This is a genomic window from Cognatiyoonia koreensis, assembly GCF_900109295.1.
Taxonomy (GTDB): domain Bacteria; phylum Pseudomonadota; class Alphaproteobacteria; order Rhodobacterales; family Rhodobacteraceae; genus Cognatiyoonia; species Cognatiyoonia koreensis.
In genome coordinates, this window is the sequence record NZ_FOIZ01000002.1 from 360,752 (window position 1) to 379,996 (window position 19,245).

The window sequence follows — 19,245 nt, forward strand, 5'->3', positions numbered from 1 at the left end:
TGGCCGGGTGGGCGGGCGTCGTGAGCCAAAGGCTCACGCGGTTGGCCGCACGGACATCATCAAACCCGTTCAATGATCTTCTCCCCGAACAGACCCTGCGGGCGAAACACAAGAAAGATCAGCGCAAGAACATAGGCAAACCAGTTCTCCGTGGCACCGCCAACCATCGGACCGATCATGAATTCGAACAGTTTCTCACCGACACCAATGATCAACCCGCCCACAATGGCACCGGGAATTGACGTGAACCCGCCCAGCATCAACACAGGCAAGGCCTTCAACGCAATCAGCGACAGCGAAAACTGCACGCCGGATTTCGCGCCCCACATGACACCGGCAACCAAGGCCACAAGTCCCGCAAGCGACCAGACCAGCACCCAGATGTAGTTCAACGAAATCCCGACAGACAAAGCGGCCTGATGGTCATCCGCCACAGCGCGCATCGCACGGCCCTGTTTGGTGTACTGGGCAAACACGATCAGGCTGATGACCAGCACTGCCGCCACGACAGTGGCCACCATATCCAGCTTGTCGATGAAGAAGCCGTAGAAATCCTCTCCGCCAAGACCCCGCGTGGCTTGCTCGACCCACATCGACCCACCCTGCGGCAGACCCAAAGCAAGGGTTTTGATGTCCGACCCCCACATCAGATCGCCCACACCCTCTAGGAAATAGGCCAACCCGATGGTTGCCATGAACAGGATGATCGGTTCCTGCCCGACCAGATGGCGAAAGACGAACTGCTGAACCATCCATGCGAAGGCAACCATGACCAGCAAGGTAAAAGCAATCGCCAGCAATGCAGGAACAGTCCAGCCGAAATGATGCACTTCGGTCCCGAAAATCGCATTGATCAGATGGGCAAACGGCACCTGCCCCTCCATGATCCCCACCAATGTGAGGGCGGCAAACAGCGCCATGACCCCTTGGGCGTAGTTGAAGATGCCAGAGGCCTTGAAGATCAGCACAAAGCCCAGCGCCACAAGCGCGTAAAGAACGCCTGCCATCAGGCCATTGATGATAACTTCGATGCCATAGAGGAAATCAGCTGACATGAATGCCTCCGGTCTTACGATCAAAATTCAAGGTTCGTATCCTCCACGTCTACGGACACCCAAGCGCCATCATCATACGGGACAAGAACGACATCCAAGCGCGGTGCACAGCCAATGTCAGTCATGCGCCACCCCCAAATACGCATCAATCACCTCCTGATTGCCACGGACCTCATCCGGCGTGCCGTCCCCGATCTTGCGGCCATAATCCATGACAACGACACGATCAGACAGGTCCATGACGACACCCATATCATGCTCGATCAAGGCGATGGTCGTGCCGAATTCATCATTCACATCAAGGATAAAACGGCTCATATCCTCTTTTTCCTCGACGTTCATGCCGGCCATCGGTTCATCAAGCAGCAAAAGCTTCGGTTCAGCCGCCAACGCACGGGCCAATTCGACGCGCTTTTTCAACCCGTAGGGCAAACGGCCGACCGGCGTTTTGCGAATGGCCTGAATCTCCAGAAAATCGATGATGCGCTCGACAGCCGCGCGGTTTTCTGTCTCTTCGCGCTCCGCCTTCCCGAACCACAGCGCCTGCGCCAACATGCCGGCCCGCATGTGATTGAGCCGTCCCGTCATCACGTTGTCCAGAACAGACATGCCCTCGAACAAGGCGATATTCTGGAACGTGCGGGCAATACCAAGGCGGGCGACCTGATAGGGTTTCATCGGCGGGCGTTTCTTGCCGCGAAACCAGACCTCGCCTTCCTGCGGATTGTAAAAGCCGGAAATGACGTTAAGCATCGAGGACTTGCCAGCCCCGTTCGGCCCGATGATCGCGCGAATCTCGCCCTCGCGGATATCAAAGGAAATATCCTTGATCGCTTCAACCCCGCCAAAACGCAGTGTGATGTTGCGCATGTCCATCAAAACACCACCGATCTGGCGACCGTCGGCAGTGACATATGGCGTGGCGGAATCCTTCACGCAAATTCCCTTTCATCTGGCCAAAAAAACTCCCGCCGGAGGCGATGGGATGGCGGGCGGGGCGATGCCGCAGGCGAGCGACGATCCGTCATGCCGCCACCTGCTGATGCGCCACGACAGCTGCATCGCGGATGTCCAGCGTCGCCTTGATCTTGCCCTTGCGGCCATCTTCATAGGTGACTTCGGTTTCGGTATAGATTTCCGCAGCATCGCTCTCCAACGCGGCAATCAGATCGGCGAATTTTTCGCCGATCACGGCGCGGCGTACTTTGCGGGTGCGGGTCATCTCGCCGTCATCGGCATCCAGTTCCTTGTGTAGGACCAGAAAACGGTGCACCTGACAGCCCGCCAACATCGGGTCTGCCGCGACAGATTTGTTGACCTCGTTCACATGGCCCTCGATCATGTCCAGCACGCGGGGATGTTGTGACAGCTCCTGATAGGATGAATAGGCGATGTTGTTGCGCTCCGCCCAGTTCCCGACAGCAGAGAGGTCGATATTGATGAAGGCGGTGCAGCGCGCTTTGCCAGCGCCAAAGACCACAGCCTCCAATATATTGGGATAGAACTTCAACTTGTTCTCGACGTACTTCGGCGCGAACAGCGACCCATCCGCCATTTTGCCGACGTCCTTGGCGCGGTCGATGATCCGCAAATGCCCCGACCCTTCTTCAATAAAGCCGGCATCGCCCGTTGCCACCCAGCCTTCTGCATCCTTGGTCGACGCAGTGCTGTCGGCATTCTTGTAATATTCTACAAAAACACCGGGGGACCGGTAATAGACCTCTCCGCTTTCTGCGATTTTCAACTCCACACCCGGTGATGGCACGCCCACCGTGTCCGATCGCACCTCGCCGTCGGGTTGCTGCGTGATGAAAACGGTGGCTTCGGTCTGGCCATACAGCTGTTTGAGGTTGATCCCGAGCGAGCGGTAGAAGTCGAAAATCTCCGGCCCGATCGCTTCACCGGCGGTATAGCCGACACGCACGCGGCTCAGACCCAGCGTGTTCTTCAGCGGGCCGTAAACCAGCAGGTTCCCGATCGCATAGGACAGCCGGTCACCGAAGCTGACAGTCTTGCCATCCAGCAACGCCGGGCCGACACGGTTCGCCACTTTCATAAAGCGATCAAACAGCCATTTCTTGAAACGGCTCGCGTCCTCCATGCGGATCATCACCGTTGTCAGTTGTGTTTCGAACACGCGCGGCGGGGCAAAGAAATAGGTGGGGCCGATTTCTCGCAGATCGGTCATCATCGTATGTTCGGATTCCGGACAGTTCACACAGAACCCCGTCCACATCGCCTGCCCGACCGAAAAGATGAAATCCCCGACCCAGGCCATCGGCAGATAGGCAAGGATTTCGTCATCCGTGCGCAGATGATCGAACTCCGCCGAGTTCTTTGCCGTTTCAATGACGTTCCGATTGGACAGTACCACGCCTTTGGGCCGCCCCGTTGTGCCGGACGTGTAAAGCATGACGCAGGTGGTCTCATAGGTGATCGCCGCGATCCGCTCTGCCAGTTGCGTCGCCGTATCCCCGTCGCGCCCTTTGGCCTGCACGTCGGCGTAGGATGTCATGTGGCTGTGGTCGTATTTGCGCAAGCCCCGCCCATCAAGGTAGATCACGTGCTCAAGCGCGCCCAGACCTTCACGCACGTCGGCAATCTTGTCGACCTGCTCCTGGTCACCCACAACGGCAAAGCGTGCCCCGCAATGATCCAGCGCATAGGCGATCTCTTCGGCGGCGGCATCCTGATAAAGCGGCACAGGAACGCAGCCCACCATCTGTGCCGCAACCATAGCCCAGTAAAGATGGGGGCGGTTGTGCCCGATGATCGCGATATGATCACCATGGTTGGCACCAAGCGCCATCAGCCCTTGCGCAAAGGCCTTGATCTCGGACTCTGTTTCGGACCAGGTCCAGCTCTGCCATATCCCGAATTCCTTTTCGCGATAGGCTGGCTTGCTGCCGAACTGTGCCACATTGCGTGCCAGCAGGTGCGGAATCGAAACCGGTACGGGTGTCGGTGTTCGCGAAATCATGCAGTTGCCTCCCAAGCGGGCCGTCAGGCCCCGGGGGTGCAACGCCTCCTACATCACATCCCCGACGCCATACTGTGACGGAGGCGGCGATTCCGTCAAATGGTTTTTTGAACAAGCGTTCAGTTAATTTGAAATCACACAGCAGGCGCGGTTTTGTGCCAAGGAAACGCTTTATGGTTGTATCAACGACAGCGACGCCGCACGATCTCCCTGACTGAAATCAGGGGCAACTCGACATGCAACGCACCCATATCTTTCTCTGCGCCCCCATCGTCGTGCTTGCCGCCTGCAGTTCGTCTTCGCAAAGCACGACGTCAGGCTTTCTTGCCCCCGACGCCAACAACGTCATTGACGGCGACATTGATGAGGCGACACGCGTCGGAAACCAGCGCCAGATCCCCGAAACCCGCAACGGTTTCGTCTATACCGCAGGCCAACTGGACGACAGCGGCGCTTACGTTGCCTACGCGGGTCAAAAGCTCAACAACGCCGTTGACGACCGTCCCGCCAGTGGCGGCGCGACCACATTTGTGGGAACATACGCCATCGCAGAGGTCACTGGCATTTCAACCGACAGCGCCACGCCAAACACCGAAATCGCGGACATCTCGTTCGAGGTCGATTTCGACACCCTGACCCTCACCGGCGAAAGCGATAACGGCAAGCTGTCGGTTGATGGGCAGCTCACAGGGACGCAAGGCCTGACGGGTTCCGTCGCTTATCAAGAGACGGCAGGTGCGCTAGACGGATTGGTCAGCGGCGACGAAGCGATCGGAGTCTTCCACGGCAGCAATGACGACACGGTTTTTGCAGGCGGTTTCGTCGGTGTGCCCGAGGATTGAACCAATAATGCTGCCGGCACAGAACAACGCGACATGTCGCGGTTTCTGCGATATACTGCCCCTATGGATGTGATCGCCCTTGCATTTTATGCGTGTGTTTGTGGGCTGCTCAGCGCTTTTGCACCGCAGCTCAGCACGTTCTATGTGCGCCTTGGCGTTGGGGCTGTGGTCGGTATCGTCGCCGCGACGGTTCTGCCGCTCATCAAGGTCGCGATGGGCAATTAGCTCACCTATTCGGCTGCGACCGCTGCATCTGCTTTTTCCACCTTCACCGCAGCGAACTTGAACTCCGGGATCTTGCCGTAGGGGTCGACGGCCGGGTTCGTCAGGATATTCGCTGCCGCCTCGACAAAGGCAAAAGGCAGGAACACCATGTCCGGTGCGACGGCGCGGTCTTCGCGGGCCATGATCGTGATCGACCCGCGCCGCGTCGTCAGCCGCACCAGACCGCCGGGAACAACGTCCAACTTGCGCAATGTTGACGGATGCAGCGAACAGTTGGCTTCGGGCTCGACGGCGTCCAGCACTTTGGACCGACGGGTCATCGACCCTGTGTGCCAGTGTTCCAACTGGCGGCCAGTGGTCAGGATCATCGGATAATCCGCATCCGGGCTTTCATCCGGCGCGATGACGTTGGCGGGTGTGAAACGGGCACGGCCATCGGGGCGCGGAAAACCGTCTGCAAACACGATGGGCTGGCCCGGATCGTCGGCAGAAAGCGACGGATAGGTCACGGCGTTCTCCGCCTCAAGCCTATCCCAAGTGATGTTGGCAAGGGACTTCATGGATTTGCCCATCTCAGCGAAAACTTCGGACGGGTGCGTATAATCCCAACCAACACCGATGCGCTTTGCCAGTTCGACAGTAATCCACCAATCCTCTTTCGCGTCGCCGGGTGGGGTCACGGCGGGACGGCCCATTTGAACCTGCCGGTTCGTGTTCGTCACCGTGCCGGTTTTTTCCGCGAATGCAGAGGCAGGCAGGATAACATCGGCGTAGTTCGCCGTTTCGGTGATGAAGATATCCTGCACGACCAGATGTTTCAGCTTGGCGAGCGCGTCGCGGGCATGTTCGACATCTGGATCGGACATCGCCGGATTTTCGCCAAGGATATACATGCCGTGAATGTCGCCCGCATGAACGGCATCAAGAATTTCGGTTACGGTCAGGCCGCGGTTCGGATCAATCGTTCCTTCCTGCCAGATTTCCTGAAACGCGTTGCGCACGCCTTCGTCCCCGACCGGCTGGTAATCCGGCAGGAACATCGGGATCAATCCGGCGTCCGACGCGCCTTGCACGTTGTTCTGTCCGCGCAGAGGGTGCAAACCGGCACCCGGGCGGCCAACCTGCCCTGTCATCAGCGCAAGGCTGATAAGGCAGCGCGAATTGTCGGTGCCATGAATGTGCTGGCTGACCCCCATCCCCCAGAAAATCATCCCCGCCTTCGCACCGGCAAATGTGCGGGCCACATCGCGCAGCATCTCTGCGTCAATGCCGCAGATCTTTGACATCCGTTCAGGGCTGAAATCGGCAAGGTGACGTTTCTCAGCTTCCCAGTTTTCGGTGTAGGCGTCGATATACTGCTGGTCGTAAAGCTTTTCCTCGACGATCACATGCATGATCGCGTTCAGCATCGACACATCCGCACCCGGGCGGAATTGGAGCATGTGCGACGCAAAGCGTTTGAGTGCCTGTCCGCGCGGGTCCATGACAATCAACTTGCCGCCACGCTTGGTGAACTGCTTGAAGTAGGTCGCCGCAACCGGGTGGTTTTCAACCGGGTTGGCCCCGATGACGATGGCGACATCCGCGTTTTCGATTTCGTTGAACGTCGCGGTGACGGCACCAGAGCCGACGTTTTCCATCAACGCCGCAACAGATGACGCATGACACAGCCGCGTGCAGTGATCGACGTTGTTGTGACCAAAACCCTGACGGATAAATTTCTGAAAAAGATACGCCTCTTCATTGGTGCATTTGGCCGACCCAAAACCCGCGACACCTTTGCCGCCGATGTCTTTCAGCCCGTTGGCTGCAGCATCAAGCGCTTCGTCCCATGTTGCTTCGCGAAACACCTCGCCCCATTTGCCGGGATCGACGTTCAAACCCTTGGGCGGCGCGTCTTCGCGGCGGATAAGCGGCTTGGTAAGCCGGTGTTCATGGTGAATGTAGTCGAACCCGAACCGTCCCTTGACGCACAGGCGGCCTTCGTTCGCGGGACCATTGATGCCTTCGACGAATTTGACCTTGTTGTCCTTGACCTTGAGCGACACCTGACAGCCGACACCGCAGAACGGGCAGACAGAGTTGACTTCGCTGTCGTAATCCTTGCTGTCGCCGATCTGCTGCGCATCCGTCACCGTCGCGGGCATCAATGCACCTGTAGGGCACGCCTGCACACATTCGCCGCAAGCCACACAAGAGGACGCACCCATCGGATCGTCGAAATCAAAGACCGGATAGGCATTGTGGCCCCGACCGGCCATGCCGATGACGTCATTGACCTGTACCTCGCGGCAGGCGCGCACGCACAACCCGCATTGGATACAGGCATCAAGGTTGACTGACATTGCGACGTGGCTGTCATCCAGCAGCGGAATAGTGGCGGCGTCCATCGTCGGAAAGCGGCTTTCGTGCACGCCCTGCTGTTCGGCCATATCCCAAAGATGGGATGACTTGTCGTGTGCGACCGGCTTTTCTGGCTGATCCGCCACCAGCATTTCCATCACCATGCGGCGGGCCTGCACTTCGCGCGGTTGGTTCGTGGTGACGACCATACCTTCGGACGGCTCACGGATACAGGATGCGGCCAGCGTGCGTTCGCCTTCGATGGCGACCATGCAGGCGCGGCAGTTGCCATCGCTGCGATACCCCGGTGCCGGTTTATAGCAAAGGTGCGGAATCACAAGGCCGCGGCCATGCGCGACCTCCCAGATTGTCTGGCCCGGTTCTGCGGTGACGTCCTTGCCATCAAGGGTAAAGGTGATCGCGGTCATGGGTGTCTCCCTCTCTCCGAAGAAGACTAGACCATACCAACCCCATGCCTGTCAGCCCATGCACGACGCCCGCCCGCGATTTTGCGCCATCGCGCTGACGCGGATCGGAAACCCGCGCCGCGGATCAGAAGAAGAAGGACTGGTTCTGGATCAGGATGATGCGGATGATTTCGATCCCGATCAGCGCGACAATCGGCGAAAGATCGATCCCCCCAAGGTCAGGCATGAAACGGCGGATCGGGCGATATACCGGATCAAGGATGCGTTGCAGCGCGTACCAGACCTGCGCGACGAATTGCTGGTTGATATTGAGCACATTGAACGAGATGAGCCAGCTCATGATGAAGTGGACGAAGATAAGTGTCCGGGCGACGCCCAGAAGAAACATCAAAATCAGAAAAATCGAGCCCATGCGTCATTCCTTTTGCAACGTCCTATCAGGTAGGCGGTGAAGCACGAACACACAAGCCCCACTTGCCGCAAGGTCAAAGTTGACGTTAACGTCAATCACCTTACTGTCAGATATGACTTTCTGTAAGGACTTCAGATGTATCCCTTTATTCGGCTGGCCAAGGAGCTTGTCCTGCACCGCAAGGCAGGCGATCTGCCCACACTTGGCACACATGTTTCCCACCACCGCTGCTGGCCGCAGGATATCGATGTCTTCATGGAAATGAACAACGGGCGCATCCTGACGATCCTCGACCTTGGCCGCACCGTATTGGCCAAACGCGTGGGCCTGCTGCGCGCGTTAAGTGAAAATCGTTGGGGGCTGACCATGGCAGGTGTGTCCGTTCGCTATCGCCGCCGCATCCGCCCTTTCGTGAAATTCCGCGTTGTCAGCCGCGCCGTTGGCTGGGATGCGCGGTTTTTCTATCTCGACCAGTCGATCTGGATCGGCGAGCATTGCGCGGCGCAGGCGCTTTACCGCTCTGCCGTGACGGACAAAAACGGGATCGTGGCACCCGAGCGTGTTTTTGCAGCCATGGGATACACCGAAGCGTCGCCCGCCCTGCCCGACTGGATCCAGAACTGGGTCGATGCAGAGGCAACGCGACCCTGGCCACCCGAACATGGAGCCGATTTGTAAACCAAGGGTTGCAAGGTATCGCCTTCGCAGTGTCTAGTGCCAAAAAACGGGGACGGGGACGGGCATGACTACTGCAGTGACAGGCGTGGCGACGGCGGTGCCGAAACGGCGCATCTGGGGCTGGATCTCATTCGACTGGGCCAGCCAGCCTTACTACACCTTGGGGCTGACGTTCATCTTTGGTCCCTATTTCGCCGTCGTGGCGACAGACTATTACACATCCATCGGGGCCGAAGACGCCAAGGCCAATGCGCAAAGCATCTGGTCCTTCGCGCAAGGCTGTGCGGGGATCATCATCGCGCTGACGGCACCGTTCCTTGGGGCGTTTGCCGACAACACGGGGCGCAAGCGGCCGTGGATTGCCTTGTTTTCCGCGCTTTACGTCATCGGGGCTGCGTCGCTGTGGTTTCTGACACCCGACAGCAGCGCGCTGACGCTGTTTCTGATCCTGTTCTACGTCGGTTTCATCGCCGCTGAATCCGCGCTGAACTTCGTAAACGCCTACCTGCCCTCACTTGGGACCGAAAAACAAGTCGGGCGCATTTCTGGTCTTGGGGCGTCGATCGGCTATTGGGGCGGGCTTGTCGCGCTGATCATCATGCTGGTTTTCTTTGCAGAAAGCGGGGACACAGGTAAAACGATCGTAGGGTTCATTCCGGCCTTGGGACTTGATGCTGCAGTCAAGGAAGGCACGCGGTTCGTCGGGCCGTTCATGGCCGTCTGGTATGCGCTTTTCATCCTGCCGTTCTTTCTGTTCGTCAAAGACGATCCGTCGATTTCGCGCCCAATCCCCAAGATGTCACAAGTCTGGGCAGAGCTGGTCGCGACCGTCAAATCGGTCTGGAAACGCAAAAGCGCCGCGAACTTCCTGATCGGGTCGATGTTCTATCGCGACGCGCTGAACGCACTTTATGCATTCGGGGGGGTCTATGCTACGCTGGTGCTGGACTGGACCGTGCTACAGCTGGGGCCATTCGGGATCATCAGTGTGATTACAGCGGCTGTGTTCACCTATGTCGGCGGGGTCTGTGACGGCAAGTTCGGACCCAAGCCGGTCATCATCTTCTGCATCCTCAGCCTGATGTTGGTCAGCGCCACGATCATCGGCATGTCACGCGAATACCTGTTCGGGGTGCCTCTGCCGGAAGGTTCGCGCATCCCTGATGCGGTGCTGTTCATCTGCGGGTCCATCATCGGTGGTGCAGGCGGTGCGCTTTATGCCGCGTCACGGTCCATGATGGTGCGCCACACTGACCCGGAACGGCCAACCGAAGCGTTCGGATTGTTCGCCCTTTCGGGCAAGGCAACGGCGTTTCTGGCCCCGATGCTGATCTCGCTCTTTGCGTTGCTGACAGGAAGCGTCCAATTAAGTTTTCTTCCCGTCATCTTCCTCTTCCTTATCGGGCTCTACTTGCTAAAGTGGGTCAACCCAGAGGGAGACAGAGGCCTATGACCCGCATCGCGCTGGTACTTTCACTGATACTTGGCCTTGCGGCCTGCCAGAATGAAACCGCGTCCACAGCGGCCGTTTCAACCCAGAACGCCGGCGACAACCGAGTCGCCAAGACGTTGTTCGGGGCAGCACAGGTCGCATCCGCACAAAGTCCGCAATCTTATGGCGGCTACGCACGCGGCTGTCAGGCAGGGGCGGTGCAACTGCCCGAAACAGGACCGACATGGCAAGCGATGCGCCTGTCGCGCAACCGCAACTGGGCGCAGCCGGAAACGATCAGTTTTGTTCAGGATCTCAGCGCCTTTGCAGCAACCCAACCGGGGTGGAGCGGGCTTTACATCGGCGACATGAGCCAGCCGCGTGGCGGGCCGATGTTGACCGGACACCGCAGTCACCAGACCGGTCTTGATATCGACGTCTGGATGCTGCCACCCAAGCGGCTTGACCTCACGCGGCAGGAACGGGAAAACATCTCTTCGATCTCGATGCGCCGCGCCAGCGGGGCCTACACGAACAGCAGCTGGACACCACAACACGAAGCCATTCTGCGCCGCGCGGCCTCTGACCCGCGGGTTGCACGCATCTTTGTCTTTCCGGGTGCAAAAGTCGCCATGTGCAACAATGCAACCGGCGACCGGTCGTGGCTGCGCAAAGTGCGCCCGTGGTGGGGACACCACTATCATTTCCATGTCAGGCTGAACTGCCCGGCAGGGGATCGTGGCTGCGAGGATCAGGCTCCACCACCAGCCGGTGACGGCTGTGCAGACGCGGACCGCTGGGTTGCGAATATCCTGAACCCACCGCCGCCAGATCCCAACGCGCCACCCGCCCCGCCACGGCGCGAGCTGACGATGGCAAGCCTGCCCGGCCAGTGCCTCGGGGTTCTGAACGCCCAGTAAATGCGCATCTTAGCGGTGATCATTGCCACATGGGTCTGTGGCCCATCGGCTGCGGCTGATGTGCGCTACCTCGGCACTTTCGTGTGGGAAAGCAGCGCGCGCGGTTTCGGCGGCATGTCAGGTCTGCATATCGCAGATGGGGGCACCAGCTTTACCGCGTTAAGCGATAAGGGCCTGATCACATCCGGCACAATCACACGAGATGGTGACAGGATTATCGCCCTCACGCATGACCGCATGACACGCCTGCGCATATCCGACGGCACCAAGGTCGAAGGCGACACATCAGACGCCGAAGGGCTGGCAATCAGCCCTGACGGCACCATCTATGTATCCTTCGAGGCACTGGCGCGGGTCGCCGCCTATGTTGACATTAACGGTCCGGCAACGCGAATTCCGCGCGCGGCAGATTTCCAGCGGATGCAGGAAAACGCATCGCTCGAGGCTCTTGCAATTGGCCCTGACGGCGCGCTCTACACGCTGCCCGAACGCAGCGGACGGCAAACGCGGCCCTTTCCTGTTTACCGGTTCAAGGACGGCGCATGGGATGTCCCCTTTTCAGTCCCGCGGCGGGACGCACATCTGGTGGTCGGGGCAGATATCGGTCCGGACAACCGGCTTTATCTGTTGGAACGGGATTTCACCGGTTTCGGTTTCCGGTCTCGCGTGCGCCGCTTCGCACTTGATGGAACAGGCGAGGAACTGCTGATCGACACGGGCAACGCCACACATGACAACCTTGAAGGGATCAGTGTTTGGGATGACGGGACGGGACTGCGGATCACAATGATCGCAGATGACAACTACAAGTTCTTCCAACAGACCGAGATCGTGGAATATCGCGTAACAGATTGACGGCACGCGCTGGCAGGGGTAGAGCGCGGCGTCCGCGCGGATTAACCGGCGGGCCAAGTGCCGCACCCTTGTCAAAACGGAACATCACATGACCCGCATTCTTCCCGGCGTTCTTGCCATGGCGACGATCGTCGTCGCATCCAACATCCTTGTGCAATTCTTTATCGGTGACTGGCTCACCTGGGGGGCGTTCACCTATCCGTTCGCGTTCCTTGTGACGGACCTGATGAACCGCATCCACGGCAAAGAGGCCGCGCGCAAGGTTGTTTTCTTCGGCTTTATCGTCGGGATCATCTGTTCGTTCATAGGCACGCGGGTGTCGGTCGAAATCGCCCCCGACTTCATCGCTCCCGCCGTCACGCTGCGCGTCGCGATCGGATCGGCAACGGCATTTCTGGTGGCACAACTGGTGGACGTCGCAATCTTTGACCGTCTACGGTCCGGTGCCTGGTGGCGCGCACCGCTCGCCTCGACTTTAGTGGGGTCCACCCTGGACACGGCACTCTTCTTCTTCATCGCGTTCTCGGCGCCCGCGTCGGGGATCCTTGGCACCGATCACAACACGGACTTCTTCAACGAAATCGTCGCCACCCCCTTCGGCACCGACCTCACCCGCTGGATCGGCACAGCGGGCGTTGACTGGTGCGTAAAAGTGGCGCTGGCGCTGGTCGCTTTGGTCCCGTTTCGCCTGATTGTTGGGCGTCGGGCCGCACCTGTCAACTAAACGCGAGCGGTGGTATATTTTTACTTGAAATATACCAAATCTGTGCCAACCTTCTGGATAGGCGAAACATTTTGAAAGGAGGTGATCCAGTGCATCATGAGGTATTGGAGAAGGCAGTCGGGACAACTTATGGGGGTCGCAGCTAGGGCAGCCCTTGGCTGAGAGAACCATAAGGTGGGAAACCTAACCGACCCACCTCCGAAAATTCAGGGAAGGGCCACCCCAACGCCGGGGCGGCCCTTTTTCCATTTTCGGGCTGTGCACACCGCGTGCACTGGACGTACACCGGGCGTGCACCGCAAAATGCACGACAAACACAAGCGGCGATCAAGATGAAAGTGAACGACCAGATCACAATCGAAGACTGGGAACTGACCGAAAGCTTTACGCGCGCGTCAGGGCCCGGCGGGCAGAACGTGAACAAAGTGTCCACGGCGGTGGAACTGCGGTTCGAGGCGGAGCGGTCGCCCAACCTGTCGCCTGCGGTGAAGGCGCGGCTGAAACGGCTGGCAGGGCGGCGCTGGACGCAGGACGGGGCGGTCGTGATCTTTGTGCAGGAAACGCGGCACCAAGCGCGCAACCGCGAGATCGCGCGGGAGCGGTTGGCCGATCTGATCCAGAAAGCGACGGTCGCGCCGAAACGCCGGCTTGCCACCAAGCCGACCTACGGGTCGGTCAAGCGGCGGCTGACGGCAAAGAAGGTGCGCGGCGAAGTGAAGAAGCTGCGCGGGAAGGTGGAGGAGTGAGGGAACAACCACGGCCAACCGACGGTTACTTCTGAAAAGGAGACCCCCATGAATGACACCCAGAAATCCCCGAACCGCAAATGGCTCTACGCCCTGATCCCCGCAGGCTTTGCCATCATCGTGCTGATCATGCTCGGCAGCGGCGAGGTCGTGCAGGAAACGACCGACAGCGTGCTGCCGGATGAGTTGGAGGAAGCGACGGAGTAGGCCAGTGTCAGGTGAAGGCGTCGCGGTGTAGTGAGACGGAAACCGCACCTTCACTACTTCTCATATCAAAGACTGCTAAGCGGACAAACCGGACTTGTGCAAGCGCGGCTATTGCTTACGCAGCATTTGCTAACATTTATAGCGCCACGAATTTTGCAGCGCAGTGGATTCCACCAGAGCGGTCGCTGAGAGGGTAAAAAACTGGGCATTCACCAACCACTCTTTCGCCGTGCAAACACCGTACGTCGGATCGCGGGACGCGATCGAGCTTCGCTAGACCGCACGGCGCGCATAACGGCCAGACCCCTTTCGAAGCTCCCAAAGACAAGCTACAATAACCGCACAAGTATTCCGTGGGTCTGTCTAGGCTACAAGGACGTTTCGACCGGCCCAAGACGCCTATATCCTGCAAATAGGGATCCTCCTCGACCATCTCTCTTCACCGATCGGGATTGAGATGAACCCCTGGGCAGTCGAGAGGCGGCGTGTCACTGGCGAATTTGACACTTCTATTGTGACCGTCGGCTGATATCTAAGAACAAGAAGGCTAATGGATGAGGGTTACAGAGTGAAAGCAGTCATGTTCGAAGCCTTCGGGCAAGCACCAAAAGTGACAACTTTGCAGGACCCTTCGCCCAGCAATCACGGAGTTGTGGTGACCGTTGGCGCAACAGGCGTATGCCGCAGTGATTGGCACGGCTGGATGGGGCACGATGCCGGTATCGAATTGCCGCACGTACCCGGTCATGAGCTTGCTGGCACTATTGCCGCTGTTGGCAAAGACGTGCGGAAATGGCGTGTTGGTGACAGGGTCACTGTGCCGTTTGTCGGCGGTTGCGGGGCGTGCCCGGAGTGCCATGCCGGACATCAACAGGTCTGCCATAGCCAATTCCAACCGGGATTTACGCATTGGGGATCGTTTGCCGAACATGTGGCTCTTCATCAGGCTGATCTGAATCTTGTAAGACTTCCCGATGATATTGATTTTGCTACGGCGGCAAGTCTGGGATGTCGTTTCGCTACCGCTTTTCGCGCGGTGGTGGATCAGGGAAAAACAGCGGCAGGACAATGGGTCGCTGTTCATGGCTGCGGCGGTGTGGGGTTGTCCGCGGTAATGATCGCCAATGCTATCGGCGCCAATGTTATCGCTGTAGATATTTCCGAGGAAAAGCTGGCGCTTGCCAGCGCTTTGGGTGCAGTTGCGACTGTAAACGCCGCAAAGACCGATGATGTTCCAGAAGCTGTATGTGATCTGACACAAGGTGGCGTGCATGTATCGCTAGATGCGTTGGGCCATCCCGTTACATGCTACAATTCAGTGAAAAACCTGCGGCGGCGAGGAAAGCACATTCAAGTGGGACTGATCCTTGGGCAAACAACGGATGCCACCGTTCCAATGGCCGACGTTATTGCCAATGAGCTTGAGATCTTGGGAAGCCATGGCATGCAGGCGCATCGCTATGAAGCCATGCTCGCTTTGGTATTAGCTGGTAAACTAGATCTGTCCCGCCTTGTCGGGGCGCAGATCAATTTGGAGCAGTCAATTGATGCGCTGATGCAAATGGACAGCTTTCAATCCGTTGGCGCGACGGTGATTACCGAATTCTGACAGGATTGTGCTTCTGATTGTTAGCTATGTGTCTGCGCGATGCTATCTCTCATGACCTGAACCATCTTGTCGATGTCGTGAGTTGTACAAATGTAAGGCGGGCTGATAGCCAAGGTATTGTTAATGATCCGAAAAAGGACGCCACGCCTTTCGGCTTCTTCTCCGACCGCACGTGCTGTTGCATCGTCGGGCGCGCCATTCTTAGTAAATTCGATCCCAGCGACAAAACCGATCGAACGTATGTTTCCGACGCCGGCCATATCCTGAAGTGGTTCGAGAGCTTTCCTGAGATGCGCGCCGAGCGCAGCGATATGCACTGGCAGATCCATCTCTTCATAGATTTTAAGAGTTTCGAGCGCGATAGCGGCCCCCACTGGATGCCCTCCGTAAGTCACCCCATGGCCGAATGTGCCCAACCGATGCGCATGTTCTGACAAGCCATCATAAATCTGAGCTGACATGCCCACAGCTGATAGCGGAAACATCGCTCCGGTTAACTGTTTGGCCATTGTCATCAGATCGGGTTTGATCCCGAACGTCTGTGACCCGAACCATTGGCCCGTACGTCCGAAGCCCGTGATGATTTCGTCAGCGATCAAAAGGATATCGTATTTCCTCAAAACCTGCTGCACACCCTGCCAGTAGCCCTCTGGAGGAATAAATACACCACCTGAGCCCATCAAGGGTTCGCCAATGAATGCGCAGATCGTGTCAGGATCTTGGGCGATTATCAGCTCTTCAAGCTCTTGAACGCGGCGGTTGGCGAAGTCAGTTTCGCTTTCACCCTGATGGGCGTCCGCAAAATGGTGCGCCCGCCCTGTGCGAATAACTTCTGACAGAGGCACATCAAAACCGTCATGGCAGTAGGACATTCCAGTTAAGGCTGCACTGATACTGCCTGAGCCGTGATAGGCACCATCACGTGCGATAATGCGGGCCTTTGTGGATTTACCACGTCCGATTTGGAAGTAACGCGCGAACTTGATTGCGTTTTCAACGGCTTCAGAGCCTGACGTTCCAAAGAACACATGATCGATCCCGTCAGGGAGTTTCTCGACCAGTCGCTCGGCGAGATGATTGGTGACCTCGCCAGTGCGCCCCATAAAGCTGTGATAATATCCCAGCTTTCCCATCTGGTCTGTCGCGGCTTTTTGAAGACGTTCGGGATTGAAGCCGAGGGAGGCGCACCACAGCCCCGACACGGCATCAAGATAGGTGTTGCCGAGCGTGTCTGTCACATATGCTCCATCGCCTGACACCATTTGTTTGGGCGGTGTTGCCCGCGCTTCGATAGGGTCTGTGAACGGATAGAGATGCGCGTTCATACCGGCGTCTTTGTGTTGCCATCCAGGGTCAAAATCGGGCCGTACAGATCGGGGCGACGGTCGCGGAACAGGCCCCAATGGGCCCGCATCTCGGCTATCTGCGCAAGATCGAAGGTGTGGGCGATAAACATATCTGACGTCTTGTCGGCCTTCTCGACAACTTCGCCTTGCGGGCCCGTTATGAAGGCCTGCCCGAAATATGTGACCTCACCCAACGTACCCTTTTCGTGGCCCACACGGTTTGAACAGACCAACGGAACGATATTTGCGGCGGCATGTCCTCGCATGACAGTTTGCCAATGGTCATGACAATCCGATCCGATCGCGGACGGATAGAACAAGATTTCCGCCCCCTTCAGGGCCATAATCCGTGCGGCCTCGGGAAACCACTGGTCCCAGCACACTGCGGTGCCAATGCGTCCATAGGCCGTGCCAAACGCCAAGAAGCCCGTATCGCCAGGGTTTGAATAAACCTTTTCATAGCAGCCGGGCAGTCCTAGTGGGATGTGCGACTTGCGGTAGTGCCCCAGAATGGCCCCATCCGCATCAATGATGACATTGGTGTTGAAATAAGCATTGTTCGCCTTCTCAAAAATATTCGTCGGGATGACAATCGAAAGCTCTTTGGCCAGCGCGCGCATGTGGCTGACCGTTGGTCCATCTAACGCTTCAGCCAATTTGAAAGGTTCTACATCCATTTCCATGAACTGGAATTCGTGAGAAGAGAACATCTCACCCGGCAAAACAATCTGCGCACCAGCAGCCGCCGCATCGCGGATGACCTTTTCCGCTGTTGCCATGTTCGTATCATAGTCCTTGGTGCTCGCGATCTGCATCGCTGCGACGGTTACACTCGTCATGATGACCCTAACTTTGCTTGTCTCTGCACCTAAAAGTGCGTGTTTTCATGACCGCTCGATACTCTCCTTGCGACATTCCAAGACACTTTATAACTCAAACTGAGGCTCAAACGACCTATGTCTAACAACATTCCCTCGCCAGTGCAGCCAAATACTGGGAGGCAATGACCCGGTTTTTTGTTACATGCCCAAAGTGAACCTGTAGCCTTTGAAAAAATTCTACGTAGCTATCAGGACAACCAAGCACAGGCAGTTGTCATCAGAGGCGGCCATGTCGACTGTTCGATCCACTACCATCTGGCGAGACTAGGCTAGTCCGGTGAAGTCTTGCTCGAACAGGGTGAGTTAACGTCTGGGTTGATGCAGCACGCAGCCGCGAACATTCGTAGTTTGCGCGAGAGCACCAACATTAGCTGAATTTAGCTTTAAGCCGTGGAGGCCTATACCGAATTGGAACGTGAAAACGGGGCAAGAGTGCGAATTAGTCTAGCTAGGATCGCTTAGTATTTTGGCGAGTGAGCTTCGTGCCGCGGCAATAGCAGACCTCTTGCTGCGCGGGGCCTGAAATGGATTTGACAATTATTCTCGCCAAGTGCCGGACCATTTGGCCACCGGCGTTGTCTGAAAACTATTTATTTAACGCCGCCAGACGTCTTCTCTCCCGCGTTCGTCGATCCGGTCTGCTAAGCCTCTAAATTCGGTTTCGAGAAACCTCTGAAATCTCCGAACAGCAGGTCGCATTGGTCGATCTGCATGCCAAAGGAGCCCAAGCTCACGCTCTGGATGCTCAAGCCTGACCGGCAACGCGGTGATCGTCTTCGCGGCTCTTTGCATGAACACGACGGAATATGGCAACACAGTAAGTGCGTCTGAGCCGGCCATAACGCTAAAGATGGATGCAAGCGATCCGCCTGTGAAGCTGACACGGAAATCGGTAATTCCGATACTGTCCAATGCTCTTTTCAGATCGCTATACAAGGGGCTTCCGGCGGGCGGTGCAATCCAAGGATAGGCGGCGATGTCTTCAAATTTGAAAGCGGCTTTGCGTGCTAACGGATGCGATGGGGCGCAGGCAATGACATTCCGACCGCGCAAGATCGGTCTAAAGCTCAAATTGGAAGGGACCTCATTTGGCGTTATCGGGCATATCGCCAAGTCAATGTTGCCGACACTCAGTTGTTCGGACAGTTCGGCTAGATAACCGTAGCTTTGATGGATTGAAACTTCAGGAAAAGCGGTTTGGAACGCGGCCATCATGTTTGAGATGACGCCATCCATGAATATTGGTGTTCCCGCCACGCGCGCTGTGCCTGCTTTGCCGCCTGAATAGAGTTCCACCGCTGATTGCGCCGCGGTGCCTGCCGCCACGATAATTCGCCCTTGTTCGGCTAAGGTCTGGCACAACTCCGTTGGTCGAAGCGGCCGTTTTCCCTTCTCAAACAACCGTGACCCAAGGCGCTTTTCAAGCATAGCGACAGATCGAGAGACGCTTGGTTGCGACTTGTTCAACACGGCGGCGCCTTCGCTGAGGCCACCAGAATCGATAATCGCTGCAAGCATGTGAAGATGGTTTGGATCAATTTTCATACCATCATGATATATTG

At 57.4% G+C, this 19,245-nt stretch carries 18 protein-coding genes and 1 pseudogene; 11 read left to right on the forward strand and 8 right to left on the reverse strand.

Annotation, left to right across the window (positions count from 1 at the left end; genetic code table 11):
* Positions 1-59 precede the first annotated feature (59 nt).
* The 3 genes from BMY44_RS13495 to BMY44_RS13505 all read right to left on the reverse strand — a co-directional run bounded on the left by BMY44_RS13495 (position 60) and on the right by BMY44_RS13505 (position 4,035).
* Positions 60-1,055, reverse strand: a complete 996-nt coding sequence (locus tag BMY44_RS13495; RefSeq protein WP_089995828.1) for a branched-chain amino acid ABC transporter permease — start codon at positions 1,053-1,055, stop codon at positions 60-62.
* Positions 1,056-1,172: 117 nt separating this feature from the next.
* Positions 1,173-1,931, reverse strand: coding sequence for an ABC transporter ATP-binding protein (locus BMY44_RS13500; protein ID WP_423219759.1), 759 nt, complete (start codon positions 1,929-1,931; stop codon positions 1,173-1,175).
* Between the two features lie 148 nt (positions 1,932-2,079).
* On the reverse strand, positions 2,080-4,035 hold the full coding sequence (locus BMY44_RS13505) for an AMP-binding protein (RefSeq protein ID WP_089995833.1): 1,956 nt from the start codon (positions 4,033-4,035) through the stop codon (positions 2,080-2,082).
* 236 nt (positions 4,036-4,271) lie between these two features.
* Between BMY44_RS13505 and BMY44_RS13510 the strand changes: the two genes are divergently transcribed.
* Positions 4,272-4,877: a hypothetical protein gene (locus BMY44_RS13510; protein ID WP_089995835.1), complete on the forward strand. Its 606-nt coding sequence runs from the start codon at positions 4,272-4,274 to the stop codon at positions 4,875-4,877.
* Positions 4,878-4,910: 33 nt separating this feature from the next.
* On the forward strand, positions 4,911-5,102 hold the full coding sequence (locus BMY44_RS18105; protein WP_131801613.1) for a hypothetical protein: 192 nt from the start codon (positions 4,911-4,913) through the stop codon (positions 5,100-5,102).
* Between the two features lie 5 nt (positions 5,103-5,107).
* Here the strand turns inward: BMY44_RS18105 and fdhF are convergent, their stop codons facing one another.
* Positions 5,108-7,873, reverse strand: coding sequence for a formate dehydrogenase subunit alpha (fdhF, locus tag BMY44_RS13515; RefSeq protein ID WP_089995838.1), 2,766 nt, complete (start codon positions 7,871-7,873; stop codon positions 5,108-5,110).
* 124 nt (positions 7,874-7,997) lie between these two features.
* A complete protein-coding gene (locus BMY44_RS13520; RefSeq protein WP_089995841.1) occupies positions 7,998-8,285 on the reverse strand; it encodes a YggT family protein in 288 nt (95 codons plus the stop codon).
* Between the two features lie 135 nt (positions 8,286-8,420).
* Between BMY44_RS13520 and BMY44_RS13525 the strand changes: the two genes are divergently transcribed.
* The 8 genes from BMY44_RS13525 (at position 8,421) to BMY44_RS13555 (ending at position 15,456) form a co-directional block, all read left to right on the forward strand.
* Entirely contained in the window at positions 8,421-8,963 is a 543-nt protein-coding gene (locus BMY44_RS13525; protein ID WP_089995844.1) for an acyl-CoA thioesterase, read from the forward strand.
* 64 nt (positions 8,964-9,027) lie between these two features.
* Positions 9,028-10,416 (forward strand): MFS transporter, encoded by a 1,389-nt coding sequence (locus BMY44_RS13530; RefSeq protein WP_089995847.1) that lies wholly within the window; start codon positions 9,028-9,030, stop codon positions 10,414-10,416.
* Positions 10,413-11,315, forward strand: coding sequence for a penicillin-insensitive murein endopeptidase (gene mepA / locus BMY44_RS13535; protein WP_089995850.1), 903 nt, complete (start codon positions 10,413-10,415; stop codon positions 11,313-11,315). The genes BMY44_RS13530 and mepA overlap by 4 nt, the downstream gene beginning before the upstream one ends.
* Entirely contained in the window at positions 11,316-12,170 is an 855-nt protein-coding gene (locus BMY44_RS13540) for an esterase-like activity of phytase family protein (RefSeq protein ID WP_089995853.1), read from the forward strand.
* An 88-nt stretch (positions 12,171-12,258) separates the two neighbouring features.
* Entirely contained in the window at positions 12,259-12,894 is a 636-nt protein-coding gene (locus BMY44_RS13545; protein ID WP_089995856.1) for a queuosine precursor transporter, read from the forward strand.
* A 332-nt stretch (positions 12,895-13,226) separates the two neighbouring features.
* Positions 13,227-13,640 carry an alternative ribosome rescue aminoacyl-tRNA hydrolase ArfB gene (gene arfB / locus BMY44_RS13550; RefSeq protein WP_089995859.1) on the forward strand — a complete coding sequence of 138 codons (414 nt, stop codon included), beginning with the start codon at positions 13,227-13,229 and terminating at the stop codon, positions 13,638-13,640.
* Between the two features lie 48 nt (positions 13,641-13,688).
* On the forward strand, positions 13,689-13,847 hold the full coding sequence (locus tag BMY44_RS18075) for a nicotinate phosphoribosyltransferase (RefSeq protein WP_110521949.1): 159 nt from the start codon (positions 13,689-13,691) through the stop codon (positions 13,845-13,847).
* 580 nt (positions 13,848-14,427) lie between these two features.
* Positions 14,428-15,456: a zinc-dependent alcohol dehydrogenase family protein gene (locus BMY44_RS13555; protein ID WP_278246586.1), complete on the forward strand. Its 1,029-nt coding sequence runs from the start codon at positions 14,428-14,430 to the stop codon at positions 15,454-15,456.
* Positions 15,457-15,476: 20 nt separating this feature from the next.
* Here BMY44_RS13555 and BMY44_RS13560 read toward each other — a convergent pair whose 3' ends face one another.
* Positions 15,477-16,781, reverse strand: a complete 1,305-nt coding sequence (locus BMY44_RS13560; protein ID WP_089995862.1) for an aminotransferase family protein — start codon at positions 16,779-16,781, stop codon at positions 15,477-15,479.
* Positions 16,778-17,641 (reverse strand): carbon-nitrogen hydrolase, encoded by an 864-nt coding sequence (locus tag BMY44_RS13565; RefSeq protein ID WP_242650568.1) that lies wholly within the window; start codon positions 17,639-17,641, stop codon positions 16,778-16,780. The genes BMY44_RS13560 and BMY44_RS13565 overlap by 4 nt, the downstream gene beginning before the upstream one ends.
* A 216-nt stretch (positions 17,642-17,857) precedes the next feature.
* Between BMY44_RS13565 and BMY44_RS18510 the strand changes: the two are divergent.
* Positions 17,858-18,055, forward strand: a pseudogene (locus tag BMY44_RS18510) (hypothetical protein); the annotation flags it as partial.
* Positions 18,056-18,277: 222 nt separating this feature from the next.
* Here BMY44_RS18510 and BMY44_RS13570 read toward each other — a convergent pair.
* Positions 18,278-19,228, reverse strand: a complete 951-nt coding sequence (locus BMY44_RS13570; protein WP_089995867.1) for a LysR family transcriptional regulator — start codon at positions 19,226-19,228, stop codon at positions 18,278-18,280.
* Between the last annotated feature and the right edge of the window lie 17 nt (positions 19,229-19,245).